Source organism: Floridaenema aerugineum BLCC-F46, assembly GCF_041929345.1.
Taxonomy (GTDB): domain Bacteria; phylum Cyanobacteriota; class Cyanobacteriia; order Cyanobacteriales; family Aerosakkonemataceae; genus Floridanema; species Floridanema aerugineum.
On sequence record NZ_JBHFNQ010000108.1, the window covers coordinates 87,983 to 113,158 of the forward strand.

The 25,176-nt window shown below is 38.9% G+C and carries 20 protein-coding genes; 8 read left to right on the forward strand and 12 right to left on the reverse strand.

Annotated features, from left to right (window positions below; all coding sequences use genetic code 11):
* Positions 1–106: 106 nt before the first annotated feature.
* On the forward strand, positions 107–640 hold the full coding sequence (locus ACE1CC_RS14255) for a hypothetical protein (protein ID WP_413271095.1): 534 nt from the start codon (positions 107–109) through the stop codon (positions 638–640).
* Between the two features lie 216 nt (positions 641–856).
* Here the strand turns inward: ACE1CC_RS14255 and petJ are convergent, their stop codons facing one another.
* From petJ to ACE1CC_RS14275, 4 genes are all read right to left on the reverse strand, one after another.
* Complete coding sequence (gene petJ / locus ACE1CC_RS14260; protein WP_413271096.1) at positions 857–1,219, reverse strand: cytochrome c6 PetJ; 363 nt, start codon at positions 1,217–1,219, stop codon at positions 857–859.
* Positions 1,220–1,259: 40 nt separating this feature from the next.
* Positions 1,260–1,883, reverse strand: coding sequence for a hypothetical protein (locus tag ACE1CC_RS14265; RefSeq protein WP_413271097.1), 624 nt, complete (start codon positions 1,881–1,883; stop codon positions 1,260–1,262).
* A gap of 111 nt (positions 1,884–1,994) precedes the next feature.
* On the reverse strand, positions 1,995–2,765 hold the full coding sequence (locus tag ACE1CC_RS14270) for an HAD family hydrolase (RefSeq protein ID WP_413271098.1): 771 nt from the start codon (positions 2,763–2,765) through the stop codon (positions 1,995–1,997).
* 96 nt (positions 2,766–2,861) lie between these two features.
* A complete protein-coding gene (locus ACE1CC_RS14275; RefSeq protein WP_413271099.1) occupies positions 2,862–3,251 on the reverse strand; it encodes a 6-pyruvoyl trahydropterin synthase family protein in 390 nt (129 codons plus the stop codon).
* A gap of 144 nt (positions 3,252–3,395) precedes the next feature.
* Between ACE1CC_RS14275 and ACE1CC_RS14280 the strand changes: the two genes are divergently transcribed.
* Positions 3,396–4,022 (forward strand): TenA family protein, encoded by a 627-nt coding sequence (locus tag ACE1CC_RS14280; RefSeq protein WP_413271100.1) that lies wholly within the window; start codon positions 3,396–3,398, stop codon positions 4,020–4,022.
* A 12-nt stretch (positions 4,023–4,034) separates the two neighbouring features.
* Here the strand turns inward: ACE1CC_RS14280 and ACE1CC_RS14285 are convergent, their stop codons facing one another.
* From ACE1CC_RS14285 to ACE1CC_RS14305, 5 genes are all read right to left on the reverse strand, one after another.
* On the reverse strand, positions 4,035–7,397 hold the full coding sequence (locus tag ACE1CC_RS14285) for a PAS domain S-box protein (protein ID WP_413271101.1): 3,363 nt from the start codon (positions 7,395–7,397) through the stop codon (positions 4,035–4,037).
* A 272-nt stretch (positions 7,398–7,669) separates the two neighbouring features.
* Positions 7,670–9,070, reverse strand: coding sequence for a sensor histidine kinase (locus tag ACE1CC_RS14290; protein WP_413271102.1), 1,401 nt, complete (start codon positions 9,068–9,070; stop codon positions 7,670–7,672).
* Positions 9,071–9,208: 138 nt separating this feature from the next.
* Positions 9,209–10,555, reverse strand: a complete 1,347-nt coding sequence (locus ACE1CC_RS14295; protein ID WP_413271103.1) for a sensor histidine kinase — start codon at positions 10,553–10,555, stop codon at positions 9,209–9,211.
* A 213-nt stretch (positions 10,556–10,768) separates the two neighbouring features.
* Positions 10,769–11,797, reverse strand: a complete 1,029-nt coding sequence (locus tag ACE1CC_RS14300; RefSeq protein WP_413271104.1) for a diguanylate cyclase domain-containing protein — start codon at positions 11,795–11,797, stop codon at positions 10,769–10,771.
* Between the two features lie 184 nt (positions 11,798–11,981).
* The gene (locus ACE1CC_RS14305) at positions 11,982–12,458 is read right to left on the reverse strand and encodes a hypothetical protein (RefSeq protein WP_413271105.1); all 477 of its coding nucleotides are present in this window, start codon (positions 12,456–12,458) and stop codon (positions 11,982–11,984) included.
* Positions 12,459–12,818: 360 nt separating this feature from the next.
* On the opposite strand from ACE1CC_RS14305, the gene ACE1CC_RS14310 reads away from it, so the two are divergent.
* The 4 genes from ACE1CC_RS14310 (at position 12,819) to ACE1CC_RS14325 (ending at position 18,393) form a co-directional block, all read left to right on the forward strand.
* Positions 12,819–13,859 (forward strand): permease, encoded by a 1,041-nt coding sequence (locus ACE1CC_RS14310; protein ID WP_413271106.1) that lies wholly within the window; start codon positions 12,819–12,821, stop codon positions 13,857–13,859.
* A 77-nt stretch (positions 13,860–13,936) separates the two neighbouring features.
* A complete protein-coding gene (locus ACE1CC_RS14315; RefSeq protein WP_413271107.1) occupies positions 13,937–14,734 on the forward strand; it encodes a TIGR03943 family putative permease subunit in 798 nt (265 codons plus the stop codon).
* Positions 14,735–14,880: 146 nt separating this feature from the next.
* Positions 14,881–16,392, forward strand: coding sequence for a hypothetical protein (locus ACE1CC_RS14320; RefSeq protein WP_413271108.1), 1,512 nt, complete (start codon positions 14,881–14,883; stop codon positions 16,390–16,392).
* A 264-nt stretch (positions 16,393–16,656) separates the two neighbouring features.
* On the forward strand, positions 16,657–18,393 hold the full coding sequence (locus ACE1CC_RS14325; protein WP_413271109.1) for a pentapeptide repeat-containing protein: 1,737 nt from the start codon (positions 16,657–16,659) through the stop codon (positions 18,391–18,393).
* Positions 18,394–18,399: 6 nt separating this feature from the next.
* Here ACE1CC_RS14325 and wecB read toward each other — a convergent pair whose 3' ends face one another.
* Entirely contained in the window at positions 18,400–19,545 is a 1,146-nt protein-coding gene (gene wecB, locus ACE1CC_RS14330; RefSeq protein WP_413271110.1) for a non-hydrolyzing UDP-N-acetylglucosamine 2-epimerase, read from the reverse strand.
* 351 nt (positions 19,546–19,896) lie between these two features.
* Entirely contained in the window at positions 19,897–20,277 is a 381-nt protein-coding gene (locus ACE1CC_RS14335; RefSeq protein ID WP_413261695.1) for a hypothetical protein, read from the reverse strand.
* A 943-nt stretch (positions 20,278–21,220) separates the two neighbouring features.
* Between ACE1CC_RS14335 and ACE1CC_RS14340 the strand changes: the two genes are divergently transcribed.
* Both ACE1CC_RS14340 and ACE1CC_RS14345 read left to right on the forward strand, forming a co-directional pair.
* Positions 21,221–22,459 carry a type IV pilus twitching motility protein PilT gene (locus tag ACE1CC_RS14340; protein ID WP_413271114.1) on the forward strand — a complete coding sequence of 413 codons (1,239 nt, stop codon included), beginning with the start codon at positions 21,221–21,223 and terminating at the stop codon, positions 22,457–22,459.
* A gap of 88 nt (positions 22,460–22,547) precedes the next feature.
* Entirely contained in the window at positions 22,548–23,306 is a 759-nt protein-coding gene (locus tag ACE1CC_RS14345; RefSeq protein WP_413271111.1) for a circadian clock KaiB family protein, read from the forward strand.
* Between the two features lie 55 nt (positions 23,307–23,361).
* Here ACE1CC_RS14345 and ACE1CC_RS14350 read toward each other — a convergent pair whose 3' ends face one another.
* Positions 23,362–24,888, reverse strand: a complete 1,527-nt coding sequence (locus ACE1CC_RS14350) for a thioredoxin-like domain-containing protein (protein ID WP_413271112.1) — start codon at positions 24,886–24,888, stop codon at positions 23,362–23,364.
* Positions 24,889–25,176: the final 288 nt, after the last annotated feature.

Sequence of the window (25,176 nt, forward strand, 5' to 3'; positions counted from 1 at the left end):
TTATAGAGATGTTATATATAACGTCTCTACATAATATGTAATCAACCGGACTATCATCAGCAATCCCTAAAAATTTAGTCAATTATTTAAGCCAGGAAATGAAAAAATGGGACTATTCTTTGAGATTCTTAGCTCGATCAACAATCCTCAGCAGCGAGGTAGTGTTTCTCACTTAGAATACTTTCTCAACACTGTAAACCAGTTGTCAGCAAATCGCGGAGTTAATCCTTCTCAAATGCAAAAAATAATGTCAACTTTAGGCAGTTTACTCCGCCCAGTACTAAAACAACAACAATCACTAGCAAGTGGCGGTTTGGAAAGTCTCATGAATCAAGTGATTGGTGCTAATGGTAATGTCGCGACGTTGCCATCTTTAATCCCGCCTCAAGAGCAGCAACAAATGGTTGAAAAAATTGCTCAAACAAGTGAATTAAGCACAACTCAAATTGAAACAGCTTTACCTATACTAATTTCTGGTGTAATTAGTTTGCTGAATATGGGAGCAAGTCAACCAGGAATTCCAGGTGGGGAAAATCAAATTTTAAATGCGTTTTTAAATGCAGATAAAGATAGTGATGTAGACCTTGGCGAAGTGATGAAATTTGCCTCTCGATTATTAAATCCTTATCAAGCAGCTTAACTCAAATCTTGCTCCTGAAAGGAGGTAGAACCTCCTAGATCTCGTTCCCAGGTTGAACAAATGGAACGAGAAAATATCATGTCAGCTTGATTACCCATAATGTAGAGACGTTATATATAACGTCTCTACATTATGGGTAACGTCTCTACAAGGTTTTGTATTAACAATACCCCATCTCCCCATCTCCCCATTCCCCCATCTCCTCTGCCTGACAACTCATTGCTGCCAACCTTTTTCGGCTTGTGCTAATACGTAAGCTGCTACATTTTCGATTTCTTGTTGAGTTAAACGGTCTTTGTAAGCTGACATATTGGCTTTACCGTTGGTGACAATGGATGCGATCGCCTCCACATCAGCATAACCATTTTTTTGCAAAGCTTTTAACTTTAAGTTTTTTCCTCGGCGAATTATGTTCCCACCATTAACATGACAGCCTACACAATTAGCTTGAAACACTTTTTCGCCATTCTCTAAATCTGCTGCCCAAGCTTGGGGTACAATGCTGAAAAACAGTAGGCAACATATTATTAAATATAGCCCTGTTTTCTGAATCCAACTTAGCCAATTTTTTGCTTTCATTTTTAATCTGTTTCGTCTGAACTTCAATCCTAATTTACCCTCAAGCTTCTTTAACCCAAATTGCTAAACCGCCGCCTCTTCCCCTGGCCGCAATGTAATTTTCATTTATGGCGAAGAAGGCGAAGAAAGGTAAATCTCTGATATGTTTTTGCTGAAAATATTGGTTTTTCTTTTGACCACCACGAAAGTTGCCACTATAAACAGTAAAACCTAAGAAGCCTACTTGAATTTGGGTAAAGTCAAAAGCTAAAAGGTTTTTTTTGCCCAAATACTTGGCTGGCCCATTAAACTTAAATGAGATGGTGCCAACTTGCAATTGATTGCCAATTTTTAGCTGATTTGGATTAAGGCTGTTATCTGCTTCTGCTGGAGAAAAGGAAATTTGGGCTTTGACAAACTTCGGTAGATAAAAGCCATTCCCCATTTTAATTCCTGAACGCTGACTTGATTTTTTCGGTGAGACAACAAAATGCAGTCGCCAGGAACCTATTAAAGTTTCTAAAGGATAATTTATTCGTTGTTGTTTGGTAAGTTTTTCAGCTTCTAATAAAGCTTGAACGACCTCTGCTGCTTTGGGTCGATCGCTTTTTTGCTCCCAAGCAGCTGCTTTAGTTAAAGTCTCTAAAAAATCCGGTGAGGTAGGCGATATTAGATTAGTTGACATAAGACGAACAGATTAACTATAACCATCAATACTATAGCTTAAATAATACCAATACTCGACTGTTTGAGATCGCCAGAGCAAAATAAATTCAGGACTTACGCAACAACATACCTAGCGACTTGAGTTATCACTGTGCAAAAGATGTAATAATGCTAAATCTACATATTTAGCTGTTATTTCTGGAATATTTCCAGCTAAAAACTCGCATGGTAAATCCAATTCGCCTAAATGATTTACTACCAAACAAGCCGCACTAAAATCTTGATTCTTAGTATAATCATTCACTGTCACAATAGTTCTTAAACCCGCCCCAATAGCTGCTTGTAAACCATGATGCGAATCTTCAAAAACTAGACATTCATTAGCTGTTAATCCCATTTTATCTAAGACATAATTATAGATATCTGGTGCGGGTTTTTTCGCTGGAACAATATCGCCAGCAGCTATAATTTCAAACCAATCAGGATCGAGAGTTTGTTCTAACAAAGCTGTGGCATTTGGTAAAGCACTAGTAGTGGCAATAGCTAAACGCAAACCTTGTTCTTTTGCTTCTTTAATTAACCGTTTTACTCCAGGTCTTAGGGGAATTGCTGCATCTTTAAGCAATTGTTGGTAATATTTGGTTTTTAGTTTATGCAAACTTGCCAAAAATTCTGACCATTCAGATGGAGGTTGAAAATTTGGATAATGTTGCTTTAAATAGTATTGAATTCTTTCTTTTCCCCCGGCAATAGCCAATAATTCGCCATATAATGTTTCTGACCAATTCCAATCAAAACCTTGTTCAGCAAAAGCTTGATTGAATGCAATTCGATGACCATCTCGTTCTGTATCAGCTAAAGTACCATCAACATCAAAAATTAAAGCTTGTAATTTTGTCATGTTTGATTTTGGCTAAGTTTGGCTAGGTTTTGCGATCGCTCTCACATTTAAAAATTTACAAGGTTATGGTCATCAATGGCAAGCTTACAAGCTACTTTAGTCATCTTCATATTCAACCCAAGAATTAGGAGTTTCTGATACAGCTACTTTTAATTGTACATCTTCGGGCAATTTTTTCTTAGTTTGGTCATAAATAAACTTAGCAATCATCTCCGCTGTAGTTTCGTAACCTTCTGGCATTACTTCATTCAAAATTCCATGATCTAACCCGCCTTTAGTAACATCTTGTTTCGCCCAACGTAAAGTGCGAAAATCAGCTACCATCACCGGATGAGGACAAAATTCCGATGAGTGAAGTTTCGCAGATGTCGCTTCAATTCGCACTTTATAAGTGTGTCCGTGCATCCGACCGCAAGGGCCATCATAATCTCTGATATAATGGGCGCTATCAAAGGTAAATTCGGTGACAAGTTTCCATTTGGGCACTTTGTTCTCCTGGTTTATAGATGAACTCACACTAAAATTTTAAAGGGAAAAATAGCGATCGTGTCTAAAACTATTAAAATGATTATCACAACCTTCTCTGTTTCCTTTGCGTCCTTTGCGTCCTTTGCGGTTCATTAAAAAAATATGACTCTTTCTGAACAATTATGGCAAGCCAATCAAGAATTAGCACAAGCTTGTTTAGCACATCCATTTGTGCAGGGAATTGCCACAGGTACATTACCGAAAAATAAATTTGCTTATTATGTAGGACAGGATGCTTTTTTCTTAGAAGCTTTTGCCAGAGCTTATAGTATAGCCGCAGTGCGATCGCCTAATTGGGAAAGCTTCTTAGTTTTTCACAACTTAGCTGGTGGGGTTTTAGAAGAACTAAAATTACATCAGAATTATGCTACACAATGGGGAGTGAATCTGCAAAAAGTTTCTCCTTCTTTAGCTACTCGTCGTTATACAGATTTCCTATTAGCTACTGCTTGGAATAATCCAGCAGGTTTAACAGCTGTAGCAATGGCTCCTTGTATGCGATTGTATGCTTTTTTAGGGCAAGAATTAGCTAAAAATGGCATTCCTGAACATCAGTATAGTGACTGGATTAGCACTTATAGTTCCGCAGAATTTGTACCGCTAGCAACAGCATTAGAAACTTTAGTCGATCGCTATGTTGAAACTAAAGAAACAGCAGAACCAATCTATCATTATGCCATGTTGTGTGAATATGAATTTTTTCAATCAGCATGGGAGTTTTCGGCATAAAATTAATTGTTATTATTCACCAAAAGTTTTTAACACAATGCGATCGCGTCCTTGGGATTTAGCTTCATAAAGCCGCAAATCCGCCGTTCTAATTAATTCTTGATACGAACCATGTAAGGTAGGTATAGTCACAGCTACACCTAAGCTTAAAGTGACATATTTACTAGTTTTAGATTCTGCATGAACAATCTGCAAAGCTGCTACATAAGCGCGGATTTCTTCTGCTACAGTTAATGCGCCTTCAGCGTTAGTATTAGGCAGAACTATGGCAAATTCTTCGCCACCATAACGTGCTACTAAATCCGCTGGACGTTTAACTGCACGCTTAATCGCATCAGCAACTTGTTGCAAGCATGAATCTCCTGGTAAATGTCCATAAGTATCATTGTAAAGTTTAAAATAATCAATATCACATAAAATTAAAGCTATGGGATTTTGCTCTCTAATCATGCGTCGCCATTCCCTTTCTAAATATTCATTAAAGTGACGGCGATTTGCTACTTGAGTTAAACCATCTAAACAAGCTAATCGCTTTAATTCAGCATTAGCTATTTCCATTTGTTCTACTAATAAAGCTTGTTGAATGGCAATACCTAATTGAGTAGCTAGTTGTTGCATTAAACTGATTTCTGACGTTTGCCAATGACGCACTTTTCTACATTGATGAGCAATTAATAATCCCCACAAATTTTCTCCTGCCATTAGTGGGACTACTAATTTAGCTTTGACTGCTAATTCTTGCAAAAATTCCACTAAACAAGGTGCTATTTGCGCTGAATTGCGATCGCTCATCGCATAAACTCTACCTTGGGAATAAAGTTGATGATATTCTTGGGGAAACACTTCCACAGGAAAAGTTCTCCCTAAGATTGATTCACAATCAGAAACTACTGCTTCTGTTACTACACAACCTGTTCCGTCAGGCCAAATGCGGTAAACTAAAACTCGATCGCTATTAAGTAATTCCCTAATCTCTCTGGTTGTCGTATTTAAAATTTCTTCTAAATTTAAAGATTGGTGAATTCTTTGGGTAATAGTTACTAATAGTTTCTCTCTTTCTATTTGTTGACGTAAACTTAATTCTGCTTGCACGCGATCGCTAATATCCTCTGCCAAACAAGTAACACCCATATAGTTACCATCCTCGGCAATTAAAGGCGTGTTATACCATTCACAAATAATGATTCTGCCATCTTTAGTAAGATTTTTATTAGTACAGCGATTTCCCCCTGTTTGGTTAAGTAATTTATGCCAAACTTCACTTACGAAAGCTTGCTCATTTTCTGGTATAAGTCTCCAACCAGGATATCCGATTATTTCACTTTTTTTATAACCAAAAATCTTTTCAGCAGCCGGATTCCATTCAACAATTGTAAAATTTAAGTTGTATTCAATTACAGCTATAGGAGTATTCTGGACATGGAGAGAAAGTTTTTGTTCTGATTGTTCTAAAGCTCTTTCTGTTAGTTTTTGCTCGGTAATATCGCGAGTTACAGCTAATATAGTTTCCACTTCTCCTTGCTCAGAAAATTCCGGGACTATTCTGGCGTGATAGTACCTAATTCCTGCCGGAGTATTGTATTTAAATTCCATCTCTGTTTCTTTACCTGTAGCAAATACATCCTCCATACATTTGTCCCAATAATTTACTAATTCCCTTGGCATCCCTACTTCTCGATTAGTTTTGCCAATAAAAATTTCAGGAGACATTCCCGTTACTTTTTGGGCCGCTGCATTAATGTAGAGATGGCGTAAATGGCGATCGAATCTCGTAATAATATCTGGAGCATTTTCGATCAATTCCTTTAATTCTTGTTGATATTGACGCAGTGCTATTTCCGCTTGCCGACGCTGAGTAATATCCATCCCATAACTGATAATTCCGGTGATTAAACCCTGGCTATTTTTCACTAATGAAAGAGATAGATGTACATCTACTTCTTCCCCTGATTTTTTGCGTAATTTTTGTTCAATTTCATAATTTCCCTTAGCTAAAACTGGGATAAATAGCTCTTCTTGGACAATTTTATGGGATTTATTGGGATAAAAAATTGATATATGTTGACCCAAAGCTTCAGCAGCTAAATAACCATAAAGTCTTTGAGCACCTTGATTCCAAGTAGTAATATATCCACTTAAATTCATCGTAATTACAGCATCATGGATCTGATCGATAATCTGTGCTTGCTGTAGTAACGAAGCTTCCGATTTTTTTTTCTCTGTAATATCACGAATAATTGCTATTACTTCCTTCTCGCTACTCAGAATCATTCTACACTCACGGCAATACCAATTACCATTAATGGGAATTTTATACTCCCAAGTTTGCATTTCTTTTGTAGACTGAGTTTTTTGGATGTTAATTTTGAATTGTTCCCCTAACTGAGTTGGTAATATTTCATAAATATTACTCCCAACTTTCATTTTGGATAACAGCGGCATTGAGCTATTTTTTCCGGTTTTACATTCTAAAATTGTCCCATCTTGATTAAGAGAAATTACTAAGTCTGGAATGGCATCTAACAAAGCCTTAATTTTTGCTTCCCTATGCCTAACTTCTTCTTCAATTTGTTTATTTTCACTAATATCTGTCCAAGTTCCTACATAACCTAAAATTTTACCATCGCTATCCTTTTCTGTTACTATTTGCCCTAATACCCAAATAATTTTTCTGTCTCTTCGCTGTAAACGAAACTGTAATTTAAAGGAGGTATTTTTCCGCCTCGCTAGGTTAAATCCTTGGAAAACTCGCTCTCTATCATCAGGATGAATAGCTTTTATCCAGTCTTTTTGTAATGCTTCTTCCAGGCTAATACCTGCTATTTCACACCATCTTTCATTGGCGTATAAAAAATTTCCTTCTATGTCAATGCGAAATATCCCCACTGGTGAAAATTTAGTCAGCGTGTAATAGCGATACTCACTTTCTTGTAAGGCTAATTCTGCTATTTTGCGATCGGTAATATCAAAAATTGCCCCGTCTAAATATTCAAGTTCTCCTAAATTAGAAAGAATCGCCTGTCCTTTTTCATAAACCCATTTAATACTACCATCAGCATGAATAATTCGATATTCTAAAATATAGGGTTTGCCATGAGTAATACTTTCGTACATACTTTGTTCGATAATTTCCCGATCGCCAGGATGAATAATACTCGCAAAACTTCTAATTTGATTATCTATAAAATCAACAGCAGCATAGCCAGAAATATCTGCGATCGCATCACTAATAAATTCGATCGTCCACTCCCGATCGTATAGCCGCCGATAAATTGCTCCCGGTATATTATTAATCAGACTTTCTCTTGACAATTTGCGCTCTTTGATTACTGATTCTGCTATTTTTCGCTTATTGATTCTCTTTACAAAGGTCATCTTTTTCACCTCAAATAAATTACCTAAAAACCGCTAATAATTATATGTAATTATTAATACTCCTGTTTAACTTCTGACTTATAATTAATTTAATTTACTGGTTTAAAAAATTATAAATCATTTTTTAAGCAATGCTTATTATTTAATGATTTTTAATAAAAATGCTTACATATTTATTGTATTCACTCAAACTCAGCACACACTATTTGCTGTTAGTTAGTGTAATATTACTCTTAACTTTGTTTAAACTCAAAATATTAAAGTTGATAACATTAGACTAGAGGCAGGAGAATTTCAAACTCTCTGCCCATAGTAGAAAATAGTTCTGAACTTAAATTATTTTTCCTGTCTGGCGAACGAACCAACAAATTCCCCCCATGTTTAGCAGTAATAATTTGGTAACTAACTGCTAAGCTAGTTTCCTTTTCCGCCCGTTTTTCCACAGAAAAAGAATCTAAAATTTGCTTCAGTGCTTTAGGCGATAAACTAGGGCCATTATCTGCAATAATAATGGAAATCCAACGCGATGCTAAAGATTCTGGATTAGATGCTGCTTGAGGAGAAAAAACTGTAGTTTTAATTATAATCCGGGGTTTGTGAGTGAAAAATTTTTGTCTGTCACCACGCCATTCTTTTGTAAACTCTTGGTAAGCTGCTTGATTTAATAAATTATCCACAGCATTACTAAGAATATTCATGAATACTTGATTTAATTGTCCGGCAAAACAACTTATTGGCGGTAAATCACCATATTGTTTAACAATTTCAATTTCACTCTTTAAGCGACTTTGTAACAATAAAACTATACTATCTAACATAGCGTGTAAATCAGCAGGTTTAGGATAAACTTCATCAATATGACAAAAGTTTTGTAAACTACTGACTAACTTTTTTAATCGCTCCGCACCACCTTTGACACTTTTAATTGCTCTGGGCAAGTCTTGTTTTAAAAACTCAAATTCTATCTCTTCTTTTAATTCCTGAATCTCTTCTGTTTCTTCGGGAAAAGACCTTTCATAACCAGCAATTAAATTCAATAAACTTTCGGTATAAGTTGAAATATGGCTTAAATTTCCCCAAATAAAACCTACCGGATCTAAAATTTCGTGAGCTACTCCATCCACCAAACGTCCTAAATTAGCCATTTTTTCACTTTGAATTAATTGCACCTGTGTCCTTTCGTAACGTACTTGAGTTTCAATTCCCCGAATTTGCCAATGAGCAATGTTTAACTCATGAATATCTAATAAAAGATGGTTTTGTGTTTCTGATTGCACAACGATCGGTTCTCCCAAAAGTTCTGACGATCGCCGCAGTGCCATTTGTGCAGCTGCTAAAATTGGCGTAGTCTCAGGAAGAATTAAAACATCAGTGCGAGCGTAGTTATAAAGAAATTGTAGTGTTTTTTTGAGAAACAAGTCTTGTTTCTCAGATAATACTAAAGTTTCTAGCAGACGCAACCGTGAAATCATGCCCACAAACTTACCTCGATCTAATAAAATAACTCCCGGTAGTTTGCTGTGTTTCTCAAAAATTTCTACAACCTCAGCACAAGGGCAGTTGACATCTGCTGCAAATGAGTATAAGGGTAGTACCCCCAAGGTGGAGTCAATAGAGAGATCTTGATTGTCTCCTTCCCACAAATAAGGAGACGAAATAAATTCTTTTGACACAATCTCTAATGAAAGTTAAATAACTCTAATGACAAGCTATTACTAGTCCAGCCAATAGCCTACCACTTTCACCTATTTTAGCTACCGATAAATTATTGAGTTTTAAAATATTTGTTTTGCTAGCTCTCCCCTGCTTTCTCAAGCTAATGGCAGCATAATCTCGAACTCAGTATTAATACTGCAAGAAAAATCTTCTAATTTGTTACTTTGCGATCGCACATTCAACTTACCGCTATGGTTTTCTGTAATAATTTGATGGCTAATAGCCAATCCTAACCCAGTTCCTTTACCTACTGGCTTAGTAGTAAAAAAAGTTTCAAAAATTCGCCCCTGAATTTCCAAAGCAATACCTGGGCCATTATCACTAATGCGAACAAGTACCCACGATCTACCTTCAGCTTCCACAACTTCTGTACTAATAGTAATCTGTGCTTGCCATGTCTTAGGCGCAACAGACACCTTTTCCATTAACGCATCAATAGCATTGCTAATAATGTTGACAAAAACTTGACTTAACTGCCCAGAATAACAACTAACAGGCGGTAGTTCGCCGTAATTTTTAACTAATTCAATGCTGTACTTAATCCGATTATGTAATATTAATAACGTACTTTCTAAGCATTCGTGTATATCTATAGGTTTTTTTTCTCCATCCCCGATATGGGAAAAGTTTCGCAAACTATTAACTATTTTCACTAATCTTTCTGTACCTAATTGCATACTATTAACAATTTGCTTTATATCATCTTTTAAAAAATCAAGTTCTATCTCTTCCCGTAAGTTTCTCACCCTCTCAGGTAGAGGATTAACTTCTGTTTCATAAGCGGCAATCAATTCAATTAAATCTTGACTGTAATTGGCTAAATATTCTAAATTTCCCACAATAAAATTAACCGGATTTAAAATTTCATGAGCTACTCCCGCTACCATTTGCCCCAAACTTGCCATTTTTTCTGTTTGCAACATTTGCGACTTAGTTTGTTCATTGATTAAATTAGTTGCTAATTCATGAATGTGCGATTGAGCAACGAGTAATTGATGAATATCCAACAAACGGTAAACTTGCGACTCAATTTCTACTACTATTGGTTCATCAACTAACTCTGGGGAACGCTGCAAACACCGTTTAGCTGACTCCACAATTAACGTATTACAAGGAATAACTAAAGCATCGGTAGGAACTAATGAATATAAAGATTTAATCGGTCTTTTCATAAATATTTCTAGCCCATAAGGTCGGCTCATACATTCTAAAAACTTGCGTCGGGAAATTATCCCTAAAAGCTGACCTTTTTCTAACACAATAACTCCCGGTAGTAACGGATTTGCTTCTAAAGCTTTTGCTACATCTTTTCCAGGTTGACTGCTTTCTATAGTCAAATCATATAACGATAACTCTTGGAGAGTAGAATCTAAAGACAATTTCTCCATTCCAGGTAATGATAAATTTGGTAATTCGTTGGCTAAATGTTTTAATGTAAACATGAGCAAATCTGTTGATTGGTTTACCCAAAAATTTTCATCATATATTGGATCTAATTTAGCATCTGAATCTTATAAATAGATAATAGACTTGTTAAATTTTATGCAACCTAAATTTTAAATTAAAGACAAACTTTTCTTAACCTAAATTTAAATTAAAGATAGAATATTTGGCTCTATATATAACCTTGTAAAAATTACCTAATAAAAATTAAGTTATTGTAAATGTATTTTCTCTTCTCTTAGTGAAGAGTGTAAGATATAGCGATCGCGCCCCGAAGACTTCGCCGCGTAAAGCGCCCCATCTGCTAAAGCAATCAAACTAGCTGGAGTCATTTCTTTTTCAGGAATTACACTAGCCGCACCTAAACTAACACTTACAAAAGATGAAACAGCAGATTTTTCATGGACAATTTCTAACTTTCTCACATTCTTAATTATTTTTTCTGCCAATTGAAGCGCACCTTCAGCAGAAGTTGCAGGTAAAATCACAGCAAACTCTTCTCCGCCATATCTTGCTACTAAATCAGTTACACGCTGCACGCTACTTTTGATTGCTTTGGCTACCTGTTGTAAACAAAAATCACCCGCCAAATGTCCATAACTATCATTGTAAAGTTTAAAATAATCCACATCTATAATAATCAGCGATAGCCAATCTATCTGCCGTCGCATTTGTTGCCATTGTTGGGATAAATATCGATCGAATTGCCTGCGATTAGCCAAATTAGTTAGGCTATCAACATCTGCTAATTGCTGTAATTCTTGATTAGCTGTTTCTAGTTTTTGGTAAAGTTCGTTAATTAGTAAATTAGCTAATTCATGAATCTCTGATTGTGCTACCAATAATTGATGTATATCTAACAGTCGATATTCCTTCGGTTCTATCTCTACGATAACTGGTTCATAAACTAATTCTGGCGATCGCCACAAAGACTGCTTCGCAGCTGCCACAATTAGAGTATCGCCCGGTAAAATCAAAGGTTCTTGTTTAGATAAAGTATATAAAGTAGTAACTGGTCGTCGCCAGAATAATTCTAAACCATAAGGGCGACTCATTCGTTCTAAAAATTCCCGACGCGAAATCATTCCCCAAAGTTGACCTTGTTCAGTGATAATTACACCAGGTAGTAAATAATTAGTTTCAAAAGCTTTAGTTACTGCACTGCTTAAAGTACTACTTTCTACAGTGAAATCATATAGATTTAGGTCTTGCAAAGTAGATTCTAAACTTAAAGGTTGCATCTCAGATAGTGAAAAACTAATTGGTTAGTAAAAAAGGCTGATTTACTAGCTTTACAATTACCTTGCCATTAGTTCTGAGAATGCTTTGGGGAGAAATTTTTCTAGAGATTGATACCTAAGTAATTGACTAATCTAACAAATTAATAATTTAGTAGAAGCACCCATTGAATCAACCAATACCCGTTTAAGCTATTCCCAGAAAGCAAAAATCTGACAAAGTAAATGGAGTACAAGAGTGGATCTCCACTCTAGTAATGCCTCTTTGCTTTGATTTTAACCAGGTAGAGCGAATTTTTGTTTGTGTAGTAGATGACACCATTAGCGGAACATCAGCTGGCTTACTGACCCGATCGAGTAAGTTATCATCAGAGTCATAAGTAGTTAAAACGATCGAACCACTACCACATACTAAAGCCCGAACTAAAGCAACGGGATTTTTAAAGAAGGTTGTTATGAGCATTTTATTTCCCTGGGGCATCAACACCACACCATCAGACAGAGGAAAAAACTCTGGATTAGAGGGTTTTAAGGCGATCGCCCCTTGAAATTCCACCCCCAAGTGCTTATATTGAGCCATGACAGGCTCAAATAGCTTTAATTGATCGAAACTGAGTTCAATCAGCCTTGAAGACCTGCGATTCAGTTCAGCTAATTGCGCCATAATATTCTGAATGTAAAAATTTTTCAGATACTTACACAAACTAAGGTAATAATTTCTAGTGACCAGCGTCAATATATTTTTGTGACAACAGTCACGTCTAAAAGTACTATCTACCTTATGGCAGAGAAATAGATCCCTCGTAAGGGTGAAGATTTACACTTGGACCAATCACAAACCGAAAACCACCATGCTCATCTTCAGCCTAGAAACGCCTTTAATCAATCCTATCCCCTTGCAGCAATTTCTATTTCCTACTATATTGCCGTTGTCAGCAGATATACCGTTTTGAGACTAAGGCGGCATTCGTTAAAATATCTTGACAAACTCCACTGGTAAACAACGCCCTCCGCCAGAAACCCAATGAATCAATTGCACAATGCTTTTACCCTATTTCTCAGCTTGCTAGTAGAAGCCCTACCCTTCTTACTACTAGGAGTGTTGTTCTCCGGTTTGCTACTGCTGTTTGTTGACGAACGCAAGTTGACAAACGCTTTACCTCGGAACCCCCTATTAGGTGCTTTCGTTGGCAGTTTAATCGGTTTCCTGTTTCCAGTTTGTGAGTGTGGTAACGTACCCGTAGCCAGAAGGTTAATCACCCAAGGAGTATCGGCACCAGTAGCGATCGGCTTTTTGCTAGCAGCACCTACCGTTAACCCCATAGTCATTTGGGCAACTTGGACAGCTTTCCGCGATCAACCAGAAATTGTAGTTCTGCGCGTGATCTTTTCCCTGTCGATCGCCACTATTATTGGCTGGGTATTTAGCGCCCAAGCAGACTTACGACCTCTACTACAAACATCGATCGCCAACTCCATGCCTACCCCAACCAAAAAACCTCGTGGTTATTGGTCAGAGTCTGGGCAGGAAGAACCTGTCCCAGCTTTATTGCAGTCAGGAACCTTCTTACTTTCCGGTTCAGGTCAAACTATTCGGATGGATGCCGCCACCCTCCCCATGACCGCTACTGTCGGTACTACGAAATCTTTTAAATCGGTGAAATATCGGCTAGGTTTGTTTTTAGATAATAGCGTCCAAGAATTACGCGAACTTGGGGCAGTTTTGATCGTCGGAAGTGCGATCGCAGCCATCATTCAAGTTACCGCCCCCCGCGAACTCATCCTCAGCTTAGGACAAGGGCCAATTACTTCCATCGTTGCCATGATGGTATTAGCCGCAGTCGTCTCTATCTGCTCCACAGTAGACTCATTTTTCGCCCTCTCCTTCGCCTCAGCATTCACCCCCGCTTCCCTATTAGCATTTTTAGTTTTTGGCCCGATGATTGACCTCAAAGCCATTGGCTTAATGTTGTCAATCTTTAAGTCGAGAGCCGTAATTTATATCTTTGCTTTAGCAGCGCAACTCACATTTCTGTTCACCTTAATTTATCAAATGATTTACTAAAAACTCATACTTAATTTAAGGAGCATCTATCTCAATCACCTACTCATTTCGTCCTACTAACTATCAGCTGTTCCCCGATGACTTCCACATTCAACAAAAAACTGAAAATCAATCAATCTCTTGTACCCTGGCTAGATGTAATCGCCATTATCGCTTGGGGCATTTTGCTGTTAAGATATTGGCTCACAGACCAACTCGGTTTACTAATTCACCCCGATTATTTTTGGTTAGTGATTTTCGGTGGCTTTGGGTTATTGACGATCGGTGGCTGGAAAGCATGGCTCATGCTCAAGCCATATCTGAAAAAAAGACCCTATCGGAAAAATTTTATTCCCCCACAATCAGAGCAGCATATCACCCTATTTCCCCCTGGTATAAGTAGTATCATCTTAATTACAGCGGCAATGTTAGGATTTTTAATTTCCCCCCGGATATTTACTAGCCAAATAGCCTTAGAACGAGGAGTTACTGACACTTTGTTAATGACTCGCGCTCAACCTAGAGAATTTAAAACCGCCAAAAATCCCGAACAACGTACCTTAATTGATTGGGTAAGAACCTTAAATGTTTATCCCGAACCAGACGCTTATACCGAACAAAAAGTAAAAGTAGAAGGATTTGTCATTCATCCCCCACAACTGCCAGATAATTATCTGCTAATATCTCGGTTTATAATTACTTGCTGTGCCGCAGATGCCTATCCCGTAGGTTTACCAGTTAAACTTACCTCATCCCGCAGCACTTTTGCTCCTGATACCTGGTTAAATGTCCAAGGAGAAATGATTACAGAAACTCTATCAGGTAAACGTCAGTTGGTTATTAATGCTAACTCCCTAACTCCTATTCCTGAACCGAAAAATCCTTACGATTATTAGACGAAAAAATTAGTGCCAGATGGCACAAACAACTATAGCTTCAACAACTGTTGAAATTTTGGGTTAGCTTTCTTGCCTTGGAACCTTGCAGCCTTGCAGCCTTCCACCTTCTGCCCTCTTGCTTCGTCCTCTATCACCAATTACCAATGATCAATCGCACGATCAAAATCAAATCTATTCAATCCCTCGATCGCATCGCCATTACACTGATCGCGGGACTGACTATAGCAATATTCATTCTCCTATTTCAAGGCGATCACTCTGTACCTCGCGTGCGAAGTTTCACCTGGCAAGATAAACAAATTGGTGTAGAACACGATCGTTTTGTGATTACCTTTACTCGTCCAATGGATCGCGTCAGCGTAGAAACAAATTTACACATTAATCCACCTTTACCAGGAAAATTTAGTTGGGCAGGACGCAGGTTAGTTTACACTGTAATTTCCCCGGCACCTTATGGGACAGAGTATCAACTCAATTTACAAAACGCTACTGATAAATATGCTAAATCGGGAAAAGCCGGAGCAATCTTACAACCATTTAATGCGAAATTTCGCACCCGCGATCGCGCCTTTGCCTATATAGGTGTAGAAGGACAAAATTCCGGGCAATTAATGTTAGTTAATCTCAGTTCTTCCTCACCTAAACCAATAGTCTTAACACCACCAGATTTAGTAGTATCAGACTTTAAACTCTATCCCCAAGGCGATCGCATCTTATTTTTAGCTAACGATCGCAACTCCCAACGTCAAGGAACTCTACAACAAAAACTTTATGAAGTTACAACTGGTATTCATAATAATTCACCAGAGCCAGAACCAGTCTCTAAAGAACCAGCCGGAAAATTAAAGTTAGTTTTAGACAATAAAGATTATCAAATCTTGAAATTCGATTTATCTCCTGATGGGGAAACAATCGTTATGCAACTCGTAAGTCGGCGCAACCCTGGCGATTTTGGCATCTGGACTTTACAGGCTAATTCTGCACCAAAACCTTTACCAGGACAACCAGGAGGCGAATTTTTAATTACCCCAGATAGCAAAGCTTTAGCTGTTACTCAAGGACAAGGATTAGCGATAGTTCCCTTAACAGGTTCCCAAGATCAACCATTAGATTTTCTGCCCAAATATGGCTCGATTTTAGCCTTTTCTAGAGATGGTTTAGCCGCAGCAACAGTAAAATTTAACCAGGACTTTACCCGATCGCTATTTCTCGTCAACACTCAAGGTACAGAACAAGAATTACAACGCATTAATGGCTCAATACTCGATGCCCAATTCGACCCCACAGGCGAAACCCTTTATTGTCTGTTAACTAAACTTGTCGCCAGTGAACAATATCAAGAACAGCCATATATTGTCGCTATTAACCTTAAAACCAGAGAAACTAAAAAGCTGTTAGAATTCTCCCCTAATCAGCGACAAGTACAAATAAATTTATCTCCTGACGGCATAGCTTTATTATTTGATCAACCATTAATCTCACCTCAACCCGCAGCCGGAATCTCTGACGCAGTGCGAACAGATGATAACGCCGCAATTATTACTAGTCGTTTATGGTTACTACCGATTTCTGCAATTAATACCACCGACGCATCAACAATTCCCCAACCAGAAGAACTCCCAATCACAGGAGTTCGTCCTGTTTGGCTACCTTGATTAAAAAAATCTTTTCCCTAACATCCTTTACCGAAACGATCGATCCCGATCGGGTAACAAATATTTGTTCCTTGTTGCCTATTCCCTCATTGCCTAAAATTAGGTATAACACCCTACATCAATAAATCCAAGGAATACGGGTAGACTAAAGTTGACCTACGGTATCAGGAAAGTTTTTGGTTTTGCATTTTTAGATTTCAGCAAAAATTTCCCTCTCTGAACTAAATAATCAAAGCTAGAAACTTTTCTTTTTCAAGGGAAGCAATGGAAATACAGGAATTTCTCACTCGCTATAAACAGGGAGAACGCGATTTTGCTGGTGTCGATTTAAGTAGAGCTATTCTTACAGGTATCAACTTACAAGACATCAACCTCACTGGCGCTAATCTCACAGGTGCTAATCTCAGCTGGTCATTTTTTAATCGTGCTCAATTAGCTAACGCTTGTCTTCGCCAAGCAGATCTCCGCCATGTTACTTTTACTAGTGCTAATCTCAGTCAAGCAATTTTAAGTGGTGTAAACTTAACTAAAGCAGATTTACATTTCGCTAATTTGTCAAATTCTGATTTAAATTGGGCAGTCTTAGAACAAGCCGATCTCACTAGCGCAAATCTCCAAGGCGCGAAACTAGATCAAAGTAATTTGGAACAAGCAAAGTTAATTCAAGCGCAATTAATGCAAGCCGAATTAATGGAAGCAAATTTGCGAAGATCGCAGTTAATTAATGCTAACTTAAATGGGGCTAACTTGCGGGAAGCTAATTTAGAATTAGCCGACTTACGAGATGCAACTTTAATCGGGAGTAATTTAACTGAAGCCAACTTAAATGGCGTTTGTTTGCGGGGTGCAGATTTGAGCGAAGCAGATTTACATCGGGTAATAATGACTGGTGCAGATTTGAGTGATGCTTGTCTGAGTAGTGCAGATTTAAGTCGGGCTAATTTAGCTGGTTCCTATCTATTAAAAACTAGTTTTAGAAAAGCTTATTTATTAAGGGCTATTCTGGAAAATGTGTTAATGTTACGCGCTGATTTAAGTGAAGCAAATTTTCGCGGCTCTAACTTAAAAAGAGCCGATATCAGTGGTGCTTATTTGTGTGATACAACTTTGAGTGAAACTGATTTAACAGAGGCTTTGTTCTTGGAAAGCAGTTTGATTCGGGTAAAATTGGATCGATCGCAAATGACAGGCTGTTGTATTTATAATTGGCAACTAGAAGATGTGGATCTTTCCCAAATTGATTGTGATTATGTTTATACTGGGTTTAATTATGCTACTAAAAGCCCAACCGATCGCTATCCCAGCGGGCGCAATTTAAAACCCGGAGAGTTAGCACAGCAATATCGGGAAGAGAATTCCTATATCAAAATTAACTTTAAAGAAGCACCCTCTTGGGAAGCCTTAATTTTTTCACTAGCTAAACTTGAACAAGATTTCCCTAACCTAAAACTCACAATTAAATCTTTTGAATCAGTCGCAGGCGGTTATCTATTAAAGATTAGTTGCAATCGCCCCGTAAATAGCAAAAATTTGCGATCGCGTTGGGCAGATACTTACTTAAATATGTTTCAAAAACTTCAAGTAAAACGCCAGAAAATCCTCACGTTACTAAATATAATAGAAGACAAGACTCAGCATATTCTAACACCAAAAAAATCAATAGTAACAACACCACCCCCAGAACCAATGAACGAAGAAAATCTTAATTTGTACCGCGAAGTAGTCCAGCAAATTGAAATAATTATTATGTCTCAAACCCCAGAAAAATTAGTTGAAAGTATCCAAAGGTTACTGAATTTTATTAATGTAAAAGGCATTGCCACCGAAGAAATTACCAACAAAATTATTGGTCAAGCAATCCTACGTCGCGCCAAACAAGATCAACCCTTTCAAAAACAACTCATACAGTGGGAAAAAAGCGCTGCACCAGCAATTCGTCTTTCTCCAATAGGTTCAGCCATCAGATCGGCGATCGCCATCCTCTGGCAAGAATCCCAATAAATTTAATTAGGTTCGTTGTAGAGACTTTAGTCTTGAAATTGTTTGACAATACTTTTCCACTATCTGTAAAATCCGTTCAGAGGCATGACCATCACCAAAAGGATTAACAGCTGTTGCCATTGCTTGATATGACTCCCGATTACACAATAATTCAGTAGTAGTAGAAAAGATCCGATCGGGATTAGTACCAACTAATTTAGCTGTACCAGCTGCGATCGCCTCTGGACGTTCCGTAGTCTCTCGCAAAACTAACACAGGTTTCCCCAAACTCGGCGCTTCTTCCTGAAGTCCACCAGAATCAGTTAATAACAAATAACAACCCTGAATCGCTGCCACTAATTCTGTATAATCCAAAGGTTCTGTCAAGAAAACTCGCGGATGATTCCCCAAAATTTCCTTTAACGGTTCTCGAACAATCGGATTCCGATGTAAAGGTAATAATAAAGCAGTGTCAGGAAACTTCTCTAAAATTAACAAGAAACCTTTAGCAATATCTTTTAAAGGTTCACCCCAATTTTCCCGCCGATGAACTGTGGCTAATAAAGTCCGATATTTCTGCCAATCTAAATTCGGAATATTACAAGTAGGATTTTGCTTCGCTACAGTTAATAAGGCATCAATTACTGTATTCCCAGTTTGGTGAATTTCTCCTACAACTCCCGATCGCTGCAAATTTTCCACCGCTAAAGCAGTCGGCGCAAAATGTAATTGCGTAATTTGGGAAATTAACCTTCGATTCGCTTCTTCTGGATAAGGATTAAATAAGTCATCCGTTCTCAATCCCGCCTCCACATGACCAACAGGAATCTTTTGGTAAAATGCGGCTAACGCAGCAGCAAAAGCAGTGCTAGTATCTCCTTGAACGATCGCCAAATCAGGCTGTACTTCTGTAAATAAACTTTCCAACCCTGACAAACTACGACAAGTAATATCCGTCAGCGTTTGCTGATGTTGCATAATCGCTAAATCGCGATCGGCATCAATTTTAAACAACCCCATCACTTGTGCCACCATCTCTCGATGCTGACCTGTTAACACTACTTGTGTTTTAAAAGCAGGCGATCGCTTCAACTGTTGAATAACCGGAGCTAGTTTAATCGCTTCTGGTCGCGTTCCTAAAATAATACAGACTTTGTAGACAGATTCAGGCATAAAAATCCCAAGTTAGTACAAGTTGGCAGAAGGCTCCAAGCAAAGAAGGTTTTTACAACAGCCTTTTCACTTATTTTTAACTGAATAGTTATTTCTGCCACGCTACGCTAGTTATCGGGTGAACTACCCGATCGTATATCTTATAGCAACTGCCAAACTGAATCTTGAAATTATTAATTGTCTTCGACTGCTACACTTCCTTCAACTTCAAAATGCAAGCCAAAGCTCAAAACTTCCCCTCTATCCTGTCTTAACTTAAAACTCTCTCACTCAACACAAAAAATTTTCCATGAAAAAACCCGGCTGCTACCGGGCCTTAGAACCGTTATCAGAAACGGCTAGCTAGGGTCCTTAGATGGAAGAATCAACATCACAAGTCAAAGGACAAGCTGCATACACAGAACTATGACTTGGGTTTTCATCTCCACGCAACCAATTTAACCAAGATACTTCTTGGGGATTCACTCCTTTAAAAGAAAGCATCGCTGCGCCAGCAATAATTGTTAACACATTCAAACCAATTAAACCGCCAGCAACTAACAAAACCGCACTAACTGGCATGATTGATTGCAGAGCGATCGACAACACCGATCCCACTACCACCATCAACATCACGATCGGGAAACCTACTACCAACAAGCAAACCGATAACGTAAACGTCCAAATCAGAAAACTTTTAATTGTGCCAAATGAATAAGACTTGGTTGAGTTGAGGCTTTTTGCTAAAACCATACCCATCTCTCCTTGAGTAATCTCAAATTATTGGACTTGGCTAAAATCTCGTACTGTGCATCCCAGCTTCTTTACCTGGTGGTTCTAAGTATATATTAAAGTTTTGATGAAGATGAGCGATCGTTCAACAAACTTTACATTCGCCAGTTGACATTTATGTTCCTGCAAAACCGTCACAAATTTTCAGCTGAAAATGCTGATAAACCATTAAATTTAAAAGTACCGCTTCTGTGTGGCATCTCTCTACAGATAGACCCTGCCGTAAACCTATTTCCCCCGCCATCCAGCAATCATTAGAAAACTATTTACTTAACATTTCTTATACTTTATGACAGTTGTTCTCATAATTTGTTTATGAAAATTACAACAACCAACCCAAGCCGCAACAGAGAGCACAGCAGACAAGAGGACTCTTGAGAATCCTTCTTTCACCGCATCAGGAGCGTCAGAAGCGTCCCCCTTGCGCGTTCCCTTACCTAAGCAACAAACCATCAGCCAACTTTACCTAAAATTTAAAAATTAATGTTGCTCAACAGAAATTTTTGGGAAAACTTCATATAGAAGAGATATGGGCTGTCGGCTCTATCCCAAGACCAAAGTTTCCTATTCTCATAAATCCAACAGACTTATGACAGACTCAAACCGCCCACAAACGCCTCCTCCACCCGGTTCTCGCCCCCTTCCTCCCGGAGGAATGCCGCCAGCAGCCAGGAGAGTGCCACCCGCACAAGCAACTCCCGGAGCAGCCCAGCGGTATACAGATGAAACCATGCCCTTGCCTCCCGGTGCCAGACCACCCGGAGTACCACCAACCAACCCAGGTGTACCTCCTCGCACCCCAGGAGCAGGGGCAACACAGCAAGTGGCGCGGACTCAGGGTAACGGAGCAACACAGCAAGTGGCGCGGACTCAGGGTGCAGGTGCAACACAACCAATGGCGGGAATGCCAGATACCGCTGCTACACAACCGCTATCTTCAGCACCACGCACCGCACCACCCTCAGCACCACCCTCAGCACCACCAAGAACACAGCAAACTCCTCCCCCATCAGCACCACCAACTGCACCAGCACAACTGGCTTCAGTTGCATCTTCTGGCAATGGTTTTGGCCCTTCACCTGGACAACCCACCCTAGCAGAAATAGTGAAAAACGCCTTTGAAAACGGGATTTCCGATATTCACGCTGGTGTGGGAGAAAAGCCCCGTTTCCGTAAGCGGGGCGACATCAACGCTACGGATTACCCCGAAACTGATTACCCCACCTTTATGAGTTGGTTACAAGAGGTGATGACAGACGAGGAAATTCAGAAATTTGAAGAACATCTGGATTTTGACGGCGTAACTCAGTACGAGTTCTCCCGCGCCCGGATCAACGTTTTCGGCTCAATGAAAGGCCCAGCCTTGGTAATGCGCTTAATTCCCAACAATATCTTGTCAATGGAGCAGTTAAATTTGCCTCCAGTGTTTAAAGATATCTGCCATTACCACAAAGGTTTGATCTTGGTGACAGGGCCAACTGGATCGGGTAAATCCACCACGATGGCAGCGATGATCGATTACATCAACAAGAACATGGCTAAGCACATTATCACGATCGAAGACCCGATCGAATTTGTGCATACCAGTCGAATGTCTTTGATTAAACACCGCGAAGTCGGACAACATACCCGTAAATTTGACAACGCCTTGAAAGCAGCTTTGCGGGAAGACCCAGACTTGATTCTAGTCGGTGAAATGCGGGACAAAGAAACTGTGAACACCGCTCTCAAAGCTGCCCAAACAGGTCACTTAGTCGCAGGTACCCTGCACACAAATAGCGCGGTGAAAACAATTGAGCGGATTCTTAACCTATACTCCGCAGAAGAACAACCCTCAATGAAAGTTGCGATCGCAGAATCCCTAGTCGCAATTGTCGCTCAAGGATTGTGCAAAACCACAGACGGCAAACGTGCCGCCTATCACGATATCCTCATCAATACCGACGCGATTAAAGAATACATTATCCAAGGTAAGTACGAAGAAATTAGTGGGATAATGCTGAAGTCCAAATTCGACGGAATGCAAACTATGAACCAAGCACTCTTAGCTTTGTATCAAGAAGGTCGCATTACTGAAGAAGAAGCTTTGGAAAAATCACCCACTCCTAACGAAATGGCTCAATTCCTCCGAGGTCGTGTTTAGCACTAAAATTAAAAAGGCAAAAGGAATGATATTTTATCTATTCTTTTGCCTTTCTCCTTCCTCTTTCTGCCCTTTTTGAATAGTTGCCTTGAACCAAAATCATCCTCAGTTGCCGGAACTTTTTAAAGGCATTGCACTGTTTACTCCAGGTGGAGATCTCATTTATTGCATTGACCCCAATAAACAAGGTCGATGGCATTTAGATTTATGTGCCGGGTTACAGGAAATGCTCGGACTGTCAGAACCTCCACATTTTTTAGTACCTTGCTACACTGCTACTATTGATAAATGGTTAGACCCGCGCCGTCAAAAATTACGCATTTCTGCCGAAGCTTACCCTTTAGTAATGCGACATCAAGCATTACTAAATGCAGTCTTTGGCATTGATAATTTAGTTTGGCAACTTGCACCTTGGCAAGAAGGTCTTTGTGACTCAATTGTTTTGGGTACTTATCGGGAACAATTTCCTCAACTTTGGGAAGAAAATGACTTAGTAGTGCGGTTTGAAAGGAATGGTTTAATTAATTATTTTCAACACAAAAACGATGGCTCTCATCTTTTACCTCCAGAATCTCAAGGTTATGTGTTGCGTTTGTTTGTGTCAAATTACAGTGTAGCGACAGAAAGAATTCTGCAAAATTTATATAACTTGTTAGAAGAATCTCTTAATTGTCCCTATACATTAAAAGTAATTGATGTTTTTAAACATCCAGAACAAGCTGAAGCCGACCAAGTTTCTGCTACACCAACTTTGGTAAAAGTATGGCCTAAACCTATTAAAAGAATTGTTGGTGAAATAGAAGATATGAATAAAATTTTACGCTTGTTGTTGCCTCCAGATGTTTAAAAATAGTTCGTTGTAAGCACTGAAGTGCTTAACGACTGAAGTCGTTACAACGAACCTAAATGATTGTTTTGGGGATGCAAACATCAGGGGAACATAAATTGGGAAATTCCATAGTGGTTACTTTTAATGTGTCTAGTTCTACCCGCCGAATTACATGATTGTTTGTATCGGCAATAAACAAAAGAAAACCTGCTGCACTTAAACCACTTGGCTCAAAAAACCTGGTGTTTTTTCCTTGACCATCTTGATGTCCGGCAACTCCATCTCCTAACATAGTTTGACATTTACCTGTGTGAGGGTCTACGCGCTTAATTTTGTGATTGTAAGTATCGGCTATCCAAAGATAATCTGGGATATATTTTACTCCCAAACAATGTTGTAATCTGACTTCGGAACCAATACCATCAACATCCCCAAATCCAAATAATTCTCCACTACCACAGACTGTCCGTACTTCGTCTAAATCAGCTAAACCTACAGCCCGAATTGAACTAATTTCGCTATCAGCAATGTACAATTCTCTCTTGTCAGTTGTGATTCCACTAGGTTGGGCAAAAGCTGAGTTACTTAGAGAACCATCTACGCAACCTTCTCCACCTGTGCCAGCATAAGTGCGAATTATACCTGTTTCTAGTTCCATTTCCCAGATTTGGTGTGGCCCTGCCATAGCAATATATAAGCTATTACCGATTTTTTCTAAATCCCAAGGGGAGTTAAGGGCGGTTTCTAAAGCTTGACCACTCTGAGGACTGATATAATGACCTTGTTCGCCTGTTCCGGCTATGGTTTTTACTTGTTGATTTTTTAGGTCTACTTGTCGTAAAGTATTGTTTTCTGTGTCAGCAATGTAGAGAAGTTGTTGTTCTTCATCTAATGCCATTCCTTGGGGGGAAAAAAATTGTGCTTGGGTAAAATCACCATCAGTTAAACCAGATTTACCATTACCAATTATGTGTAATAGTTCCCCTTCTAAGGTACTAATAATAATGCGATGATGTCCTGTATCAGCAATAAATAGTCGATTTCCTTCTCCGTCAGCTAGTACTTTTCCGGGAAAGGCTAATGGTGTGGTTAAGGGGTGTTTTTGTTTTTCTAAATTTACTGAGAACTCTTGAAAGTTGAGGCTTCCCTGTTCTTGATATGCTTGAATCATTTGGGAAATTAATTCCTCTAAAGCGTCGCGGTGGCCTTCTCCAGATACACTACTTATACAATAAGTTTCGGGATCGATGATGACTAAAGTAGGCCAAGCACGCACGGCATATTGTTGCCAAATTTCAAAGTTTTGATCGACTATTACTGGATGTTCGATATCGTAACGCAGAATCGCTTGACGAATGTTTTCGACTTCTTGTTCGTTGTCGAATTTGGCGGAGTGAACGCCGATAACGGTAAGAGTGTCTTTGTATTTCTGCTCTAAGTATTTTAATTCGGGTAGGACGTGCAAGCAGTTAATGCAGCAATAAGTCCAAAAATCGAGAATTACTATTCGCCCTTTTAATTCCTTTAAGGATAAGGGTCGATCGGTATTTAGCCAAGTAAAGTTTTGGGGTAATTCTGGCGCTCTGACGCGAGGTGCCATAGTTTCTCCTTATGTAAGGTTTTGTAAGCGCGATCGCATCCAAGTTACTCCATTCTTAAGCCTATCACTCAATCTGACAATTACGCTAATAGGAAAAAACAGGAGACAAGATAAAGGAAACAGAAAATTATTCTGTTTTCTGTAGAGACGTTGTATACAACGTCTCTACTGGGTATACAACGTCTCTACTGGGTATACAACGTCTCTACTGGGTATACAACGTCTCTACTGGGTATACAACGTCTCTACTGGGTATACAACGTCTCTACTGGGTATACAACGTCTCTA